The 19,926-nt window shown below is 41.9% G+C and carries 14 protein-coding genes; 1 reads left to right on the forward strand and 13 read right to left on the reverse strand.

Features of this window, described 5'->3' with window-relative positions; all coding sequences use genetic code 11:
* Positions 1–111: 111 nt before the first annotated feature.
* The 12 genes from H5125_RS10890 to H5125_RS10945 all read right to left on the reverse strand — a co-directional run bounded on the left by H5125_RS10890 (position 112) and on the right by H5125_RS10945 (position 16,806).
* Positions 112–1,119, reverse strand: a complete 1,008-nt coding sequence (locus H5125_RS10890) for a cobalamin biosynthesis protein (RefSeq protein WP_182744261.1) — start codon at positions 1,117–1,119, stop codon at positions 112–114.
* An 84-nt stretch (positions 1,120–1,203) separates the two neighbouring features.
* Positions 1,204–1,896 (reverse strand): 5'-methylthioadenosine/adenosylhomocysteine nucleosidase, encoded by a 693-nt coding sequence (locus H5125_RS10895; RefSeq protein ID WP_101088844.1) that lies wholly within the window; start codon positions 1,894–1,896, stop codon positions 1,204–1,206.
* A 144-nt stretch (positions 1,897–2,040) separates the two neighbouring features.
* Positions 2,041–4,305, reverse strand: a complete 2,265-nt coding sequence (locus tag H5125_RS10900; protein WP_182744262.1) for a bifunctional diguanylate cyclase/phosphodiesterase — start codon at positions 4,303–4,305, stop codon at positions 2,041–2,043.
* A gap of 182 nt (positions 4,306–4,487) precedes the next feature.
* On the reverse strand, positions 4,488–5,579 hold the full coding sequence (locus H5125_RS10905) for a methyl-accepting chemotaxis protein (RefSeq protein WP_182744263.1): 1,092 nt from the start codon (positions 5,577–5,579) through the stop codon (positions 4,488–4,490).
* 217 nt (positions 5,580–5,796) lie between these two features.
* The gene (locus H5125_RS10910) at positions 5,797–6,609 is read right to left on the reverse strand and encodes a sterol desaturase family protein (RefSeq protein ID WP_182744264.1); all 813 of its coding nucleotides are present in this window, start codon (positions 6,607–6,609) and stop codon (positions 5,797–5,799) included.
* Positions 6,606–7,271, reverse strand: a complete 666-nt coding sequence (locus H5125_RS10915) for a CDP-alcohol phosphatidyltransferase family protein (RefSeq protein ID WP_182744265.1) — start codon at positions 7,269–7,271, stop codon at positions 6,606–6,608. Before H5125_RS10915 ends, H5125_RS10910 begins: the two co-directional genes overlap by 4 nt.
* A 167-nt stretch (positions 7,272–7,438) precedes the next feature.
* Positions 7,439–8,107, reverse strand: coding sequence for an ATP-binding cassette domain-containing protein (locus H5125_RS10920; protein WP_259395440.1), 669 nt, complete (start codon positions 8,105–8,107; stop codon positions 7,439–7,441).
* A gap of 2 nt (positions 8,108–8,109) precedes the next feature.
* Entirely contained in the window at positions 8,110–9,822 is a 1,713-nt protein-coding gene (locus H5125_RS10925; protein ID WP_182744266.1) for an ABC transporter permease, read from the reverse strand.
* A complete protein-coding gene (locus tag H5125_RS10930) occupies positions 9,819–11,111 on the reverse strand; it encodes an ABC transporter substrate-binding protein (RefSeq protein ID WP_182744279.1) in 1,293 nt (430 codons plus the stop codon). The genes H5125_RS10925 and H5125_RS10930 overlap by 4 nt, the downstream gene beginning before the upstream one ends.
* A 115-nt stretch (positions 11,112–11,226) precedes the next feature.
* Complete coding sequence (locus tag H5125_RS10935; protein ID WP_182744267.1) at positions 11,227–12,120, reverse strand: DUF547 domain-containing protein; 894 nt, start codon at positions 12,118–12,120, stop codon at positions 11,227–11,229.
* 148 nt (positions 12,121–12,268) lie between these two features.
* On the reverse strand, positions 12,269–14,422 hold the full coding sequence (locus H5125_RS10940; RefSeq protein WP_182744268.1) for an FAD-dependent oxidoreductase: 2,154 nt from the start codon (positions 14,420–14,422) through the stop codon (positions 12,269–12,271).
* Positions 14,423–14,433: 11 nt separating this feature from the next.
* The gene (locus H5125_RS10945) at positions 14,434–16,806 is read right to left on the reverse strand and encodes a TonB-dependent receptor domain-containing protein (RefSeq protein WP_182744269.1); all 2,373 of its coding nucleotides are present in this window, start codon (positions 16,804–16,806) and stop codon (positions 14,434–14,436) included.
* Between the two features lie 239 nt (positions 16,807–17,045).
* On the opposite strand from H5125_RS10945, the gene H5125_RS10950 reads away from it, so the two are divergent.
* Positions 17,046–17,459, forward strand: coding sequence for a hypothetical protein (locus H5125_RS10950; protein WP_182744270.1), 414 nt, complete (start codon positions 17,046–17,048; stop codon positions 17,457–17,459).
* Between the two features lie 128 nt (positions 17,460–17,587).
* On the opposite strand, the gene H5125_RS10955 is transcribed toward H5125_RS10950, so the two are convergent.
* Entirely contained in the window at positions 17,588–19,516 is a 1,929-nt protein-coding gene (locus H5125_RS10955) for a cytochrome c/FTR1 family iron permease (protein ID WP_259395441.1), read from the reverse strand.
* Positions 19,517–19,926: the final 410 nt, after the last annotated feature.

Raw genomic sequence — 19,926 nt, forward strand, 5'->3', positions numbered from 1 at the left:
TTGTGATGTAATATTCTTATATTAACAAGCGAATATGACGCACAGACAAAATAGACAAATATTGATTCATAATTGCTAAATAATAGCCTGTTTAAAACAAGATTTATACGTTTAAAGTAATCTTAATCCTGTCCATATTAATGGCAATAATAACGTTAAGCTTATCCAAAATAGGTTCGCGGTTTGTGTCACTGTGATTGCTTGGCTTATGTAGCGATGATCTGGCAAGGGACCCGCTTTTACTTTCGGTAAATCGACCCGAATTGTCTTACCATTTTCGATAAATTGCTGGGGGCCACCAAGCTCTATCTTCAATAACTTAGCCGCTAACGCATAACTGCTGTAATGATTATTCAACTGATTTTTATTGGCTTGAGCTGATATTGGCTGCGAAAAAATAGACCTAATACCCAGTTGCCCAAACTGAATCGCTAACGAGCAATGCCATAATAAGGTTGGTATGAAAAAAATTACCCGATTGAATTGGCCTACAAAACTCGAAAAAATATGAAAATGTGGATGATATGGCGGCCAGCAATGTTCTAGTTGTCTTAACATCCGCACTACTAATGCCATGGTAGCGCCGCCTAAGCTAAAAAACAATATAGTCGCTAAGGTGCCGTAAATGGGAGTGGTAAAAAGTTTTTCAATGGTGGTTTTACTTAAACCGACTTCAGATAACACTTGAGTATTTTGACGTACCCATGGGGTGAGTAGTTGTTTTGCGTCTTGCTTATTACCGGTTTTTATTGCTGTAACGACCTTTTCAGCCACGGGTTTAAATGCTGAGTCGCATAAACAAAAATACAAGATGATTAGCTCAAAAAACCATGGGTAGGCGGCAAGGCTGAGTAAAAAACTGACGATAATCCCGCTAGGTACTATCAAAATAAGTGTGGCTAAAATCCCAGCGATAAGTTGTTGGCTCACAGCTCGGTCTGGGTGGTTAACCTTACTGGAAATTAATACCGCTAAACGGTTAAACCATAATAATGGTTGCAGCTCTCTAGGAATAGGAGCAAACCGAGCCAATATTAATGCGCAAAATAAAATACAACAGCTCTGAAGTAATCCGCCGTCTTGGCTCAGTAATTGAGGATTGAATAATTGATTGACCATAGAGACTCAATAATGTGCTGTTGTATTGTTAATGAAGCCTGCTTAGCTCGGCCCCATAGCGGGTCCGAGCTAAGTGTAGACCGATTACAGCTGTTGTAATAGCGCGATAACCATCATTGCTGAATGCATACCTGCTTTGATAATGTACGAGTCAAAATCAACGGGTGAGTCATTGTTTGCATTGTCTGATAGCGAGCGAATAACCACAAATGGCACGTTAAACTGGTGACATACTTGTGCAATCGCTGCGCCTTCCATCTCACAAGCTGCCATCGTTGGAAAGTTTTCACGCATAATTTTTGTGCGTACAGGATCGCAAATAAAGCTGTCGCCAGTACAAATTAACCCTTCAATAGCCTTAACTTCACCTAATTCAGCGACAGCACTTTTGGCCGCATTGACTAAGATGCTATCTGGCATAAATGCCGCAGGTTGCTGAGCCATTTGGCCAATTTCATAACCAAATGCTGTGACGTCTACATCGTGATGACGCACTTCTGATGAAATGACAATATCGCCAATTGCCAATGAATCGACAAAACCGCCAGCAGAACCGGTGTTAATCACATGGGTTGCGGCAAACTTTTCGATTAATAATGTGGTTGCAATACTGGCTGCTACTTTACCGATACCTGAGCGGGTCACAACCACGTCTTTACCGGCAATGGTGCCGCTAATAAATTCGATGCCAGCAATTGTTGTATGTACTGGTTCTACAATAGCTTGAACTAAATGAACAACTTCTGGCTCCATTGCGCCAATAATACCGATTTTCATGTGTAAACCTTAACTGAATGTGCAAATTCTAATGGGCGCTAATATACCATGGTCGCTTTAAGTTAGTAAAAAAGCCGACTCATTTTATTATTATGTATGTCACGTTTCATATGATTAGTTTCCTCATTATTTTTGTACTTATTGCTAAGCTTTTATTAAAGTGTCTTGATGCTCAAATTTAAGCCCTTTCTGGCTGACATGGGCAAAAAACTGTTCTGGCGTAATGGGTTTTGAAAAATAAAATCCTTGAAATTCTTTGCAGCCCATTTCGGCCATAACTCTTACTTGTTCCGCTGTTTCTACACCTTCTGACACACACTTGATATCTAATTCTTCACACATATTATGGATTGCTCTTACTAAACTTTGTTGGCGAGCAGAAGAGGTGACCTGGCTGATTAATGAACGATCTAATTTGAGTTTATTAATTGGGTAGTCAGCCAAGCGAGCAATATTAGAATAACCGACGCCAAAATCATCAACCGAAATGGTAAAACCCCATGATTGTAAGGTTTTCATCAGCATTAACGAGTGGGCTTGATTTGCTTCTAGTGAGGTTTCGGTTAACTCGAGTTCTATTTGTTTCGGGCTGACAGTAAAGTCAGCTAAATGTTTAACTAATTTAGACATAAAGTCGGTTTGGCTGAAATCAATTAATGAAATATTAATTGCCACCGGTACGCAGTTAAACCCTTGCAGGGTCCATTGGCTAATTTGCGAGCACACTTTTTGGACAACCAAATCGGTTAAGCGACTGATCATCCGGTACTCTTCTGCAATAGGGATAAATACCGCTGGCGACACAGAGCCTAAAATTGGACTGTGCCATCGAGCCAATGCTTCAAGGCCGATACACTGTCCTGATGCAGTAACTTTAGGTTGATAATGAACGGTTAGCTCGCCTTGTTGCAGGGCTTCATCGAGCAACATCGATATTTCATATTTTTCTAAAAAGCTTTGTGAATTGGTTTGGTTATACAAGCTAAATACATCGTGGGTATTGGCCAACTTAAGCGCCTCGATAGCGTGAGCGACAACTTTACTACTTGCGTCTCCGTGTTCAGGGCAGTGGGCAATACCAAATAAAAATGACTGCGAGGACTTAACCCCAAGTAAGTTGTAATCTTCATCTAAAATATGTTTTATTTTAGATAAAGTACTATAAAGATCATTTTCGTTAAGGCTACCAAGAATAAAGGCAATTTTCCCTGGGCCAATATGAGCACATAATAAAGGTCCTTCAATATCGTTACGCAGCCGTTTAAAGGCTGTTTTAGTGATGGTTTGGGAATTATGGTTACCAAATTTTATATTTAAATAGTCGTTATTGGCGCTTTGAGCCACAACCACATAAAAGCCTTTGCGATATTTTGCTATTAGGCGATCACACTGTAGTTCAAACCAATCTCTGTTTGGTAATTGTGTTTGTGCATCGCGATAACGTAGACGTCTGTTTTCTTGTTCCATGGCGGCCAAATTATCTTTAATACTTTTTTCTGCACTGCAATCATGAAATTCATAAACACAAAAGTTAGCATCGGTTAGTTGCTGATGGACCACACGTTGATAGGTATTGTTGAAGTGCAATATTGGTTCTTGTTGATCTGTGTTACAGATCGTTAAGTTTGGTATGACAGATGAAAGCAGTAACGTTTCGCTATTTAATTGTTTCGGTAATTTTAGTAAATCAATAGCTTGTTGGTTTGCATCTGTAATTTTTCCCATATCATCGACAATGATTTTTGGGATAGTCGATTCTGCAAAAAAAGTGCGAAATAATTCGTTCTTACTTTTCAAATAAGCGTTTGAGCTTAACGTGGCTTTATTGAGACGTTTAGCCGCTACAATGGTTCTTGCTACTGCTAAAGGCACGCAGATATTAAAAAATAGAAAAACCACTCCAATAATATACCAATTTGCGTCAGGGAGTTGCTTATCTATATTGGTGTATTGAGACAGGTCGATATCATGCAAAATCATATAGAATGGCACGATATTTAGTAAGGCGTAACAGATTGCCACTCGGTTCCCTAACAGCATTAGCGCGATGGCAGGGCATACAAACATCAGCATACTGCCTATTTTTGCTAATGCTAATTCTGGAAGCGTCAAGTTTATTGCTAAACTGGCCAACACCAATGCGACAAGGAGTAAATGAGCAACCAAATGGTAAAAATGCTTACTGGCAAGTAACAGTAAAAATAATACCGAAGTGAAGCCAATAGTAATCGCTATTATCCACAAGTAATTTAATTGTAAGGCTGAGTTAAATGTATCAAACGCAATGGCTAAGCACAGCAACATTCCCGAAGATAGAATTATCCTCAGTGCACTTATTCGCCAATTGGGTATTGATTCGTGTGCGTTGCTATCATCGTTTAGCAGGAAAAAATTATTCAGAAAACTCATACAATACTATGTGCTAATTACCATGATGTTATTAGACAGTAATACTTTTTTTAAATCAACGTATTGCACATTGATTAGACTTGAATAAAGTGCAAATTATTGTAAATACAACCAATCATCAGATAACCGTTGATTAAGTGATGATTTTTAATGGTTTATAATTAAGGACAGTAATAGTTTTATTATTTTACTTGCTGACTTTGTGTTAGCAAATGATCGATTGCTCGAACTACATTTATACTCGCTTGCTCCATAGTTTCTAGGTGAGTCAAAATTGTCGACTCATCACCCGACTGCATGGCTATAACAGCTGCTTTACCTGCACTGTGTACGGTTGTATGTGGTTGTTCGATAGTTTTAAAACTGGATAAACTGGCAAAATTTTGACCTTCGCCTTTGTAATACCATTTACCAAGTCTGCATTCAGTGTGGCTATTAACACTGGCATTTAGATCTTTATTTGCCAACACGCTGTATACATTACTTTTCCATACGCTGTGATCTAGTTTTACCGTGGTTAAGAAAGCGGTCATAGAGGCTTCTCCAATGACTCGTTTCATCACGCCTGAGCTTTGTAATACATCAGTCACCACTTGATCAATTTGTTCTGAAGATACAGCAATATCCCTAGAGCAAGTTTGGTTGGTAATGACTACATTCTTAATTTGTTCAGTTTGTTCAATAACTGTGGCGACTAATTTTTCAATATTAGCGCTGGCATCATGAGCATTACTGGCCAGTTGGCGCACTTCGCTTGCCACCACTGCAAAGCCACGGCCTGCATCACCAGCTCGTGCAGCTTCAATGGCTGCATTAAGAGCAAGTAGATTGGTTTGTTCAGAAATTTGCTGGATAGATGAAACTAAACTACTTATTCCATTAGCCGAAAGACTTAATTCTGCGGCAGTAGCCATGCTTTTTTCTGCATGGTCATTTAGATGCCCAGCTCGTTTTTTTAAGTTTCCAATCGCGACATGTGTTTGATTAAATAACTTATCTAATTCAGATAGCATTTGTTTTTCTTCGTCTAACTTAATTGAGTTTGCCAAGGTGGTGTCGCGAATATCATTGAGCATTGTTGCGCCCAGCAATTGTAAATTAGCGCGTGCAGTATCGTATTCAGATTGGCTATTAGAATGGTTTAACTGCTGGCTTAATTGCGTAATAGTCTGTTGTAATTGATTTAATTCATCTGAATGTTGCTGTTTATGAGTGACTAATTGGTGTTCTAAGTCGGCTATTTTAGTTTTCAAACCTTGGGTAAAACCGATCATAGTCTCTTTATCCTTTAGCAATATATTAATAATATTTTGATAAACTATCATCGATTAATCAAGTGCTTCAGCAGTCACATATCACAAAAATGCATAATAAATACTTCTAATCTTTGACCTTTAACCGTACCAAGTCCTATTTATAAATTAAATAAGAACGTAGTATTATTCTGTTTATTGCTTAATCATTAGTGCTGGTCAAAATCAACGTAAACCGTTATTTTTTATGGGTAAACGGCATCCATAGCAACCCTGTTAACCAAGCGTTTTGTTTCGCGTTTTGGTATTCAATTAATCCTATGTCGATATCCTCGTCTGCTTTACTGGCCTTAGCAGAATAAGTACCAAATAGACGATCCCACCACACAATACTAAAACCAAAGTTGCTGTTGGTTTCGCACATTATTTGGCTGTGATGAATTCGGTGCAATATTTGAGTTATTAATACGGTTCTGACGACGCGTTCTAGCCTTGGTGATAGTCGGATATTGGCATGGTTAAATATGGCTAAACCATTTAATAAAATCTCAAATAAGATCACTGCACTGGCTGGTACCCCTAGTAGGATGATCGCTAATGCTTTAACCCCAATGCTGGCGATAATTTCTAGTGGGTGAAATCGCAACGCAGTCGTACTGTCGACATGAACGTCAGCATGATGAACTTTATGTAATCGCCACAATAATGGGACACGATGAAACAGCCTGTGTTGCCAATAAATAAGCAGGTCTAATAACAATAAGCTTATGGTGATGCTAGCCCAATCAGGTAATGCAATATAATTGAACAGTCCCCATTGTTGTTGCTGACAGTACAGTGCAATACCTGCTAATCCTATTGGTAATACCATTCGGGCTGCTACTGCTGAAATAACCAATATACCGATATTGCCTACCCAACGCGTAGCTGGTTTCGGTGCGTTGGCTCTATTGGGCAAATGCCTAGCAGGCAACCAAAACTCCAGTAAAAGCATGATTATCAATATCGTTAAAAATGCCCCGAGTCGAATGGATGAAATATCGTCCATCATGTTGATTTACCTCGTTGAGATTGATTAACTGAAGTGTTTTTTTTCAACGTATGATTTTTCAGAGTGTGATAGCCACCATGTATACGGGTGAAAATGGTAATTGCGCCTAAAAATGCAAAGCTATAGGCAAGTTCTGGGAAATAAGCCGGCCACAAACAAAATGCGACAAAGAAGGCGATGGTTTCGGTGCCTTCAGTTAAGCCGTTTAAAAAGTAAAAGCTCTTATTGGCAAATTGTGGTCGAGGCAGATTCAGCTTTTCGGCCGGTATGGCAAAGGCTAAAAAGCTTGAGCCTGTGCCAATGAATACGGTTAACAACACTGCCGCGGCTAAGGCATTTTCATTAGGGTTGGCCAAGGCGAATCCTAGCGGAATGGCCGCATAAAATAGAAAGTCGACACAAATATCTAAATAGCCACCTGCGGCACTGGTGTGTTTTTGGTGGCGAGCAAGGGCGCCATCGAGTCCGTCGATAATCCGATTCAGTGTGATAAAAAACAAGGCGCCATACCAAAGTTGTAATGCCAGTAACGGCACTGCCAGCATGCCTAAACCGAAACCGACTAATGTGAGCTGATCGGGATGGACATTCTTTTTGTCTAGTAGCAGCACAACTGGGGCTAACAGTGGTTTTATTACTGGGGTGATAAATTTATCTAACATGATGTCATTCCAATTAATCTCTTGATTATCTGTTCAATTTTTTAAAGTCGCGAGTTTGTTATGCCACGACTTATCTATTTTTTAGCTATCTGTGTATTACCTACATCAGTACAGTTGATTACAGTACTTTCTATTTGAGTAGGGTTTTAGTCATTTAGTACCACAACTCAAAGTGAGATGACTTTACCTTGAGCGGCATCGGCATCTGTTTGATCGTGAGTCACCATAATGGCAGGTAGCTGATGCTGGCGTATTTGATCAAATACTAATTGTCGGGTTTCTTGACGTAACTGACTGTCTAGCTTACTAAAGGGCTCGTCTAATAATATGGCTTTGGGTTGGCTAAGCAATACCCGCAGCAATGCCACCCTAGCTTGCTGACCGCCAGATAAACTTTGCGGGTCACGTTGTTCTAATCCACCCAGACCCACTTGGGTTAACGCTTCACTAATTGCGGCTTGTCGCTGTGCTTTGGGGCTTGGCGGCATGGCAAAGCCGATGTTTCCTGCCACGGATAAATGCGGAAATAATAATGGGTCTTGGTAGAGCAAACCAATATGGCGTAGATGACTGGCTGTTGTGGTGATATTTTGGCCGTTTAAATGCAACTGACCTTCAGCACTAAATCCCGTTGGCAACATGCCAGTTAACCAGTTTAATAGCGTTGATTTGCCGCTGCCAGATGGGCCCATAATAGTCAATATTTCACCGCCACGAATGGTCGCGCTTAATGATAATAAGCTTTGTTGCTGACGACGCAAGATCAGCCCATCAATGGTGAGTTCTGATGTTGAGGTGGTATTTGAGCCGTTGGCTGTACTCGCGAATGTTTGCATTATTATCCTTGTTGGTGGCGTTTGACTAACATTTTAGGCAATAGCCAAGCCAGTAAAAAACCTAAAGCTGGGAGGATCATTTGCATTAACGCATATACGGCACTTATCCTGCGGCTTCCTCCATTGGCGAGCGAAACAGCTTCAGTGGTAATGGTATTGATGCGTCCACCACCAGTGAGTAAGGTTGGTAAGTATTGGCTAAAGCTAATGGCTAAACCGAGTGCGCAAGCAATGAATATCGGCCCAATTAGCATGGGCAGTTTAATCCGGAAAAATATTTTTGCTTTGGTGGCCCCAAGACTGGCCGCAACAATACTAAAGCGTGGGTCTAAACGACGATAGCTACTGGCCAGCGATAAAAACACATAGGGTAATACAAATAACAAATGGGCCAGTACCACATTGATAAAGGTATGTTGACTGTTTACTTGCTCAAGTAACCACACCAAACCAAATAAAAACGCGATACTTGGAATAAGCAAGGGCAGATAAATTAATACACTGCCCAGCAGCGATAGCGATTTTCCGCTGTGCTGCTCCGCTTCTAAGGTGAGTAAGGTTAAGGTTATCGCTAGGGCGGTTGCGCAGAGGGCAATCAGTACCGTGTCGATAAGTGGCGTGTGCATTTGTTGCAATGCCGTTTGCCAGTGCAGCATTACAAATTGTTGCGGCAAGGCATCAGGGAAGTGCCAAAAGCCAGCAAAAGACCACAGCAGCATTCCCACTAATGCCAAACCTATGATGGTCAACATTAAGGCGGTGATGACATGGGTTATCTTTTGGATGATAGCGCCGCCGTATTCGCGCTGGCCATTGGTTAACATCGATTGAGCGAATCGACTCACCAAGCGTTCCAGTAACCACCAGCAGGCTAATACGAATAACGTCAGTTGAATTTGTAATATCGCCCCCGCAGACGCTTTGATCCGTAAACTTAAATCCACGTCATGAAACCACTGCATAATCGCTACAGCCAATGTCGGCGGATTGTTGGGGCCTAAAATTAATGGGATTTCTACACTGGCACTGGCGTAGGCCAATACTGCCAATATTGGCAAGCGTAAGTGAGGATAGAGGCTTGGCAACACCACTTTTAAAAATGCTGTCATTGGGCAATAACCTAAACTCAATGCCACTTTATGTTGCGCCCGTAGTGTTTGCCCAAGGTCGGGTTGTGCTAATACGCCTAGCGCCATCAGCAATAAAAAAGGCAGTTCTTTTAAGGTCACGCCTAGAATAATACTCAGTCCCATCGCATCGTGTGGATATAGCCAATCGGGTGGTGCATCCCAACCACTTAACCAAGGCGATACCAAGCGAGACAACATGCCCGACGGGGTAATCAGAAATCCAATAGCAATGGCCGCGGCAGCATGAGGGATAACCAGAATTGGCCCTAAAAGGCGTTGAATATAACCCAGCCACGGGCTGGTAAAGTAACTTGCTAGGATCAATATTGTGATTAAAAAGGCCAACAAGGTGCTAACAAAGCTGGTGGTGATACTCAATAACGCCATGTGGCCAATGCCTGGTGTTTGCCATAATTGGCTAAAACCATTCAGGCTAAAATAGGTTTGATCCAGTGCTGGGATCCAACCAAATGCAGGCAGAATAACGCCAATTAACCCACCCAATACCGGGATCAGTAACAAAGCCATCATCATAAATGGACTGAAGCGCACAATTGGATTGAACAGCTTGGCTACCGTGTTCATTGCATCACTCCATAGCGTTGTAACCATAGCTTTGTAATAACCTTACTCCAACTTGGATCTGGCTCACTTAACGCTGGGCTGATTGCTTGGTTAGCAATAGTGGCACTGGGATGTGACTGAGCGGGTGGCTCAAACCAAGTTTGCTTTTCGGCTGTCAGCTTTGATAGTGCTAACACGCTGGTGTCGCCCCATATATTCGCTTGCTGTTTGTGTGCTTGAGCTTGTGGACTCAGTAAAAAATTGACTACCAATTTAGCGCTGTCCAGGTGAGCGGCATTATAGGGAATGGCGATAAAGTGAATATTACTCAAACTGCCATCTTGCATACGATAACTACGACTGCTGTCGGGTAATTCAAAACGTGCAACGGCCGCGGGAATTTCGGCGGCTGAAAAGGTAAACGCTAGGGCAAGTTCACCATCGCCGATTAAGCGACGTAGCTCCATGCCACTGGACATAAAGTGTTGACCTTTGCGCCATAGATGCGGATGTAGCTCATCTAAATATTGCCACAATACCGGTAATAACAAAGCCTGGCTTTGCGTTGTTGCGGGTTGATAAAGCAGATTTTTAATCGCCTCAGGTTGTGAGTTGTTCAGTACAATTAAGGCGTACTTTAAAAAGCTGGTGGCTAAAAAGTCAGGTGGCTTAGGGTAGGTGAATCTGCCTGGGTGTTGTTTGGCCCATAGGCTTAGTTGTTGCAAAGTTTGCGGTGGTGATGTGGTCACTATGCTGTCGTAGTAAAACGTCAGCGCAGCTTTACCCCATGGTGCTTCCATCCCTTGTGTTGGCACGCCAAAGTCACGGGTCATCGCGGGATTGTTATCTGGATCGGTTAAACCAAAGTTGGGTAATTGCGTAACCCAATTTGGCGCTAGCAGTTGATGCTTGGCCATGGCGGCAAAATTTTCACCGTTAATCCACACTAAATCGACTTGTCCTTGATGATCATTGCTTGCTGATTTTTCGGCTAATACTCGGCTGACGGCTTCGCTGGTGTCGGTGAGTTTTACATGGTGTAAATTGATCTGATATTGCTGCTTAACTTGTTTCGCGGCCCATTGAATATAACGATTTATTTGCGGATCGCCACCCCAAGCATGAAAGTACACATCTTGATTAGCGCCTCGAGATTCAACCTCTGGCCATGATGACTTTGATGTTTGTGCTGTTTTAACTGATGCTTGAACTGATGTTTGAGCAGACTCACGGATTGATGTTGATGTTTGAATTCGTGTTGACGGTTTGTCTGCAACATTTACAACACCGTTGCTAGATGCATTAGCCATACCAGCCCAAAGACTAGCAGTAAGCAAAAAAGCACTAAGCCCAAAGCTTACAGCAACCTTAGATTTTATAAGGTTGCTGTAAAAGGCTGTGCTAACGATATGCTGCCAGCGTAAATTAGCCAGCAACATTAAGTGACCAGTCATAATCTAAAAATTCAATATCAAGTTGTTGTTTTTCTGCCGCTTGACGCTGTGCTGGCGTAAGTGTCAGAACACCTTTATCACTATTAGAATAAAGCAGTAAAAACGCTTCAATCGAATGAGTGTTACGAAACCCTTTGGTAAAGTCATCGCCATACCATTTAAAGATAGAAGACAAATACAAGCTGTCTCCCTTGGCATAATTTCGGCTGTTATCGGCAAGAAAACGTTCAGTTTGCTCGGTTAATTGCAGTTCGAGTTTAGCACCTGTATAGGCTTCTTCACGCAGTGCAGGGCAACCAATGCTGGCACAGTTTACCGCGAAGTGGATTCTGGGATCGTTGTAACGATCGCTACCACGAATGAGTGTGTGCTCAATATCATTGAGGCTGCGGGTTTTACCTAATAATGGAATAAAACTTTTATCCCAAGGTGAGCTAAATAACCCGCCTAACTCTTTGATTGAGTCTATATCAGGGTATTTAGTTAAGATAAGTTCAACGGTCCACGCGTTGTAAGCATTGATTAAAAATGCCAATTGCGATGCTTTGTCCCAAGCATCAAATTCAGCTTGGGTTATCTGACTCAGTTGGTTGAGATACCTGGTCAATATGGCTCGATCTTGTTGTATTGCTGCGTAATCTATCGCGCTACTGTGGCCTGAATTAATCGGTTTAACATGACGGTTGAGTAAGGTGTTCCACTCATCATGTAGCACCATTTTCGTCTGGGTCTCCACAAGACGATTCGCATCAGAAAGCGCTTCAGACTCATCCACAGCCGCAATAGCCGCATTACTGCCAAGCAAGCTCAGCAATAGACCGACTGTCAGTACAAACGATTGAGTACATCGTGTTAATTTTTTCATTATCTGAGACCTACTTTGAGTTTGTAAGAACCGTTATCTCGAGTTATTTTCTAAGCGTCATAATCAAGAGCATTTACTTAAGTTTCATCTTTTTAGGATCAATAATCTAAGGCCCATTTTCACGAGCCTTAGCGATTACTCTGTAGGGTTAGCCACGACGCCAAGTGTGGTATTTTTCTAACCAGCGCAATACGGTTTCCGGAGCGTGGTTACGCTTCCATTCACCCGCAGCGTACTTGTTACCTTCGGCCCACGTTGGGTAGCTGTGTATGGTGCCTAGAATCTTGTTAAGCCCTAAGCCGTGTTTCATTGCCAACACAAATTCAGCAATTAAATCACCAGCGTGTTCAGACACCACGGTCACACCTAATATTTTATCTTTACCTTTAGGGGTAATCACTTTAATAAACCCTTCGGTAGCACTGTCGGTAATGGCACGATCAAGCTCGGCAAAATCAAAGCGAGTCACTTCGTAATCAATACCTTGTTGTTTGGCTTCATATTCATTAATACCCACACGAGCCACTTCTGGATCGATAAACGTAGTCCATGGGATAACGCGGTAATCCACTTTAAACTTTTTCAAATGGCCAAACAGTCCATTGACTGCCGCGTACCAGCCTTGATGCGCAGCCACGTGAGTAAATTGATAAGGCCCAACAATGTCACCCGCCGCATAGATATTTGGGTATAAGGTTTCTAAATATTCATTGGTGACGATAGTGCGGTTGGTTTCAATGCCTAACTCTTCTAAGCCGTAACCGCTTAAGCGAGCACTACGACCGACTGCACATAATAGTTGGTCGTATTCTAACGCTAACTCTTGCTCTTGATGTTTAACGATAAGGTATTTTTTACCGTCACGCAGTTCGCAGCGCAGCGCTTGGTGTGAGGTTAAAATATTCACGCCACTTTTTTGCAAGGCTTGGGTGGCAAACTCAGACACTTCAAGATCTTCTTTGATCATGATGCGCTCAGCCATTTCAACTTGAGTCACTTGTGAGCCTAAACGGGCAAAGCTTTGTGCCAGTTCAGAGCCAATTGGGCCGCCGCCTAGTACCACTAATTTTTGTGGTGCGGTATCGAGTTTTGCAAACTCATCCCACAAGGTATCACTGGTAACATAACCGACTTCTTCTATGCCTGGTAACGGTGGCACAAACGGGCGAGCACCTGTGGCAATAACAATGCTGCGCGCGGTTAAGCGGCTGGTATTACCGTCTGGGTGGCTAATTTCAACTGTCCATGGGTCGACTAATTTTGCATAGCCTTTGACTACGTCGACACCTAAATTAGTGTAACGCTCAACACTGTCGTGAGGAGCAATATCGGCAACCACTTGATGCACGCGCGCCATGACTTTTTTAAATGAAAATTCAGGAGTGCTGTCTTCTAAGCCGTAATGATGGGCGTTTCGTATTTGCTGAGCAATTTTAGCGCTTTTAATAATCGCTTTACTCGGCACACAGCCATAGTTTAAGCAGTCGCCGCCCATTTCGCCGGCTTCAATTAAGGTCACTTTAGCTTTTACTGCGGCAGCAATATAACTGGTTACTAGGCCACCAGCACCTGCGCCAATCACAATCATGTTGCGATCAAATTTAGCTGGCTTGGTCCATTTGCTGTATACACGACGTTTTTTGATCATGTTAACAATACCTTTTGCAATAATGGGGAATAAACCTAATAGTGCAAACGACACAATAAGGTTAAACGATAAAATGTTCGATAAGCTGTCAATTTGCGCCAGCTGGGTACCCGCATTAACGTACACAAAGGTGCCCAAAAACATACCAACTTGGCTTACCCAGTAAAAAGTCCACGATTTAAAGGCGGTCACACCCATTAACATGTTGATTAAAAAGAACGGGAATATTGGTACCAAACGTAAGGTAAATAAGTAAAAGCCACCTTCTTTTTCAATGCCGGCATCAATAGCCGCTAAGCGCTCAGGAAAACGTTGTTTAATTGAATCCCTCAATAAATAACGCGACACTAAAAATGCTAGTGTTGCGCCGATACTAGAGGCAAACGACGCAATAATTAATCCTTCGATGATGCCAAATAAGGCACCCGATGCAATGGTAAGAATCGCGGCACCAGGTAAGGACAATGCTGTTACTGCCACATACAATAAAAAGAACCCGCCAATAACCAACAAAGGTGACTCTTCACGTAATTGACTAAAGTCATTCATCGAGCTTTTTAAGCCCTCTAAGGTCAGTAATTGATGCAAGTTAAAGTGGAAAAATAATCCCACTAATGATGCAGCAATCAGTAATAACACAATTTTTTTAAACATAATTTATAGCCTTAAAATGAGTGCTGTAAGGTAAGGGTAGCGTTAACCGGTAGTTCAGGAAAAACCAATGTTGATCCGAAATAACCGCCTTCAAACACCGGACGCCAGTTCTTTTGGTTAGTCACGTTATTGACGTCAAGCCTTAAACTTGTTTGCTCGGTAAAATCATAGCGAGTGTTAATGTTAAGCGTGTATTGATCGCGAATATACACAGTCGCTAAATAGTCCAATGGGTAACTCTTGGTATATAGACCGGAGAAACCGGCTTTCCATTTCTCAGTAATAGACATTCCGCCATTAATTGTGAACGTTTGTTCAGGTAAGCCTTGTACACGGCGGTCCGACGGTGCAAATGAAGCGAAGTTTGGTGCGCCAATACCTGTGCCTTGAATGATATCTGGTCTTGAGTTATCAAATGTATCGGCAACTTGTACCGTATCTTGGCTACTGGCTGAATCATCATAGCGAGCGTCTAAATAACTGTAGCCCGCGCTTAACCAAAACGGATCGGCATCATAAAAAGCTTGGGCTTCAAAGCCTTTAGTGCGAATGCCGGTATTGCTGCCATCACGGTTACGTAGACTGCGTTTTTGGTCAAACACGGCAGCGTCAACATACCAAGCACTGTCCGTGGGTGAATATTTAATGCCCACTTCGGTTAAGGTATTTTCGGTGGCAAAGTTTTGGCTACTAATTTGGTTGTTGGCGCCTAACGTGGTGCCGCCAGCCATGCTGTTTGAAGTTGATTCGTTATAACTGGCACTGGCATAGGTAGTGATATCGTCACTAAGGCGATAGCTCAAACTGACTTGACCAGATTCAAGCATTTCACTTATCGAATCGCTAGCAGCAACTTGTCCTTGTGGGGCAATAGCATCGCGCGCATCTACATTATAAAAATCGGCACGATAACCTACGCTGGTGGAAAACTTATCTGTCCATTGGCTGTTATGCTGAATGGCTAGACCGGTTTGCCAGCTGGTTGAGTCAGTGGTGTCAGATAATGAAAAATCGCCGCTGCCATCGGCATTGGTATCGTACTGCGCACCGGGTGACACAAACACACCAGGGCGCAGTTCAACTAATCGACCTTGTTGTGCTGCAGTAAGCGGAATACGGCGGTTTTCAATGGGGCCAGTTAAATCGATAGGTAAGTCAGCTTCGGTGGTAAATTGACTGTAACCTAACACTTTGTTGTAGCGGATATCCACCGCAGTAATGGTGCTTTGAGCATCGCTCCATTTATAGGCTAATTCAACTCTGTTTTGTGCAGTATCTGCACCATCAATAATTTCAACAAAACTATTTTGAGCAATTTCTTCACGTTCTAAATGCTGATAATAGGTAATGTTTTTAAAGGTCGCTTTATCGCTTAACTCACGCACATAAGTACTGTGAAGTAAGAAGGTTTGGGCGTTATTGATATTGTCGGGGTCGGTTAATACTTGGCTGCGATCTATCTCAACTAACCCTGTTGGCGATACGATAGCATTGGCGCCAGCAATAGTACTGCCGTTAGGTTGTACACCTTGACCTGTAACGTATAAACCGTTGTCGATTAATGCTTGAGTTGGACGGTTAATCCCCGCGTTGTCGGTAAACTCAACATCATAGTATTCGACATTAATGTCCCAGGTGCTGGCATCGTCTGGCAGTAAACGAAATGCCACAAAAATACTGTCGCTTTTAAAGCCTGAATAATCGTAGTAGCTGCCATTATCGATATGTTCTGCACTTAAGCGAACACCGCTTTGATTGGCGACAATGTCAGTGCCAACATCTATTTGAGCTCGGTAATGATCCCAACTGCCGCCAGATAGGGTGAGCTTATTAAATTGCTCGTCAGTAGGCGCGACTTTAGAATGTATGTTAACAAATCCACCGTTACGTTGGCTGGTGCCTAATAGCACTGGCGGCGCACCTTTTACCACATCAATTTGCTCGACAGCGTTAAATGACATGGGTACACCAAAGCCATTGTTGCCCGCTTGGCGACGCACACCGTCTTGATATAACTCACCTAACTGACCACGAATAGTGGGTAGGCTTGATGCGCCAAAGCCGCTGGCTGAATAACTGTTTGGGCTGACTTTTTGTATGTCAGATAAATCAGTGATGTTGAGCTGTTCAATCATTTCACTGGTGATAGGCGTAACCGAACGTGCGATATCTTTCAATGCTATTCCATCACCAAATGGGCCATCTACAGTGCTGTTTTTAGGTGACATGCCTTTATCGTTAATCGCTTTACCTGATACTTGAATGACTTCAATAGATTCAGGGTTTTCGGCTGCTGTAGCCATTGATGACGTTATTGATGAGTACAGGGCTAGGCTAATAGCGAGTGCGGTAAGTGAACGATTAGGATAACGATAAATAGGCATAATTTTTTCTGCTGTAATGAACTTGGTGAAAAAGACCTTGTTGTTAACAAGTTTATTTCAATCATGTTATGCCAATTTTCATTGTGTTAGATCTAAATGGCATAACTGCTAGTGCAACATAGTTGCGTTTTACTCGGTCAATTAACGGCTGATGATTTTCAGTAATAGTCAGTTTAGCTTATTTAGACGGTCAACAGACCCTAGATGATGTTATTTTATATATTTTTTAAGGAATTAAGATGCAAACATCAATTAGCAATGATACTCAGAAAAAACTGCAGTGGTCGTTACTTTCTTTACGCTTAGGCGTGTTTGTGGTGATGCTGGTATGGACATTAGATAAGTTTGTCAATCCTGGCCATAGTATGAAGATTTTCGAAAAGTTTTATGGCATCGGCGGAATGAGTGAGGTTGCTGCTTATGTTATGGGCGCACTGCAATTAGCTTTAGTATTTGCGTTTGTATTGGGTATTAAAAAGCGTATCACTTACGGGGTTATCTTTCTAATGCACGGTGCTTCAACGTTATCGGCATTTAATCAATATTTTGATGCATTTAATAACCTATTGTTTTTTGCTGCATGGCCAATGTGGGCCGCGTGTTTTGCGTTGTACATGTTAAGAGATGAAGACACTAAGTTTACAGTGAAATAAATTACTAACGATTTATCGACACAAAAAGGCCAGCTAAATATATTTAGCCGGCCTTTTTATTAGACGCTCAATGTTAAACGCTAATGCTAAGCGTTAAGCACTCAAGGTTTAGTTGTCAAAGCTAAACCTTATTTTGTGTCACGATTACGGATAACCAAAAAGCTAAATAACACTACAATCACCATTTGCGTACTCAAGCCTTGCCATGTTGATGCTATACCTAACCAGCTAATCGACACATCTATAGGGAAGGGAGTAAGGCTAATTACTGCTGCTTCTTGTAACGCTGAAATCCCTTTTCCTGCCAAGATAAACGCTAAAATAAGCATGAAGTAAGAACTCACCGCAAAGAAGCGGGCTAATGGTAATTTAACTGAGTAGCGCATCATTAACCAAGCAATCACCGCTAAAATAGCCATACCTGCTAGCAAGCCGTAAACCAAGTAACTGACTTGTTCATTGCTGCTGGCAGAGCCTATGGCTTGTGTCAGTAATGATTGATAGAACAAAATCGTTTCAAAGACTTCACGATAGACCGAAATAAATGCAAGCCCAGTGAGACCCCATAAGGTGCCAGTGTTTAAATGGCGGTCGACATTATTTTTAATGTAACTTTGCCATTTAGAACCTTGGGTTTTACTGTGCATCCAATAACCAACATAAAACAACACCAAAGCGGCTAGCAATGCCGCGCCGCCTTCCATTAACTCCCTTGAGGCTCCGCTAATACTAATTAGGTTATCTGCTGCCCACCAGGTTAATACGCCAGCAGCGAGTGCTGATATCCAACCAAAGTGAACAAATTTAATCGCATCTTGACGTTCGGTTTTAATTAACACTGTCATTAAAGCAATGATAACGAGCAGTGCTTCTAATCCTTCGCGTAGCAGGATGATTAATGCAGCCGAAAACATGGCGTTATTCGATAGTGATTGCCCTGTTAATAAGGTGTCGGCTTGGTCTAGTTGAGCCAATATGCTGGTCAACTGTTGATTTACCTGGCTGTCCTGTCCTGCTGTTTTTAGGATGTTTCTAAAATTAAGCAGCTGGCTTTCGATTGATTTACGTAAACTACTGTCGTGAGCATCTAAATTGTTTTCAATTAATTCAAAACCGTCGAGATAGGCGCTCACTGCTAAGGTTTGTGCTTGAGCAAACTCATTGGCTTTATATGCTTTTACAGCAGCCTGCAAGTTAGTACGCGCGACTGAAATAGGTGAGTCAGCATGTTGAAACAGTCGCTCAGGTTGTGAGCGTAGTAATGATAGTTGGGCTTTATCAATACCGACATTTTGCTGAATTAACTGGGTTGGATTGCTATTGACCCACTGTTGTAATTCAATATTCGCATCATACTTGATGTGCTCCGTGGCAGTAGCTGTTGGCTCAAAAGCTAAACTACCTACATAGAAAGCCAGTGACCAACGCTGTTGATCATTTAACTCACTAAAAGCACGCATAGCACTGCCATCTAAACCGTCGGAAATCGCATCGTAAAGTCCCAATAATGAACGATTCATTGCTCTTTCTTGATCGGTGAAATTGGTTGGCTCTGGTGACAATGATTTTGCCAGAGGCCCATCGCCTTGGCCTAAATCACCATGACAGGTCGAACAATTTTCGATAAACAGCTGTTTAACATGGTTTTTGGCTAATAGCTGTGTTGGTAACACTAATGCTGGAGACTGGCTTAATAACTGGTTACGTATTTTTTGGCTAAGCCCTTGAATAACATCCAGTGATGTTTTTTCTGCAATGGCTTGCTGTAATTGCAATGCATCGGCTGTTAATGAATTTGGCACATCATTGGCGAGCAGGTTAGTTTTTTCGATAATGATGCTAGCAAATTGTTGCATTTCAGCAAATTCATCAGGATTAGAGATACGACCTTCGGTCACCGCTTCTGAGTAATCAACACCAATGTATTCAGCTAATTGAAGAATTTGTCGTGTTTGTTTTAAGAGATCTTGCGATGTCTCTGGTGATATCTCTTGTGACGAGACTGCCGGGCTCTGTGCCCATAAAGAAGTTGAAAACACCGAAGTAATGACAATCAATAGGCATCTATTGAAGACCGAAGATGTGAGCTGTTGTCGCCATAACGTGAAGCTGCTTAAGAAAGTATTCAAGGTATTGCCTTAATAGGAATGAAGGAATTATTCTTTAAACTAAATTAAATAAATGATAATGATTTCTATTCTACTTTCTTGCTTGAGGCTAATCAATCACTCTGAAGGCTTGTTAGATAATACTGTCAGTGTAAAAAGCGATTTGAGATGAGATTGTTGACCATGGATAATTATTTCGAGACAGCATTCAAATAGATATTGTCTATTTATAACAATTAGATAATTGTTATATTGGTACCATATAAGCATTAGCCTTGTGCCTTGCTGATATACAATAGTCAGTATTAATTATTGCTGTTTGGTATAAGTGACCTTAGATGTTTATAACTGAAGGTTAT

The organism is Shewanella sp. SR44-4, assembly GCF_014163715.1.
Taxonomy (GTDB): Bacteria; Pseudomonadota; Gammaproteobacteria; order Enterobacterales; family Shewanellaceae; genus Shewanella.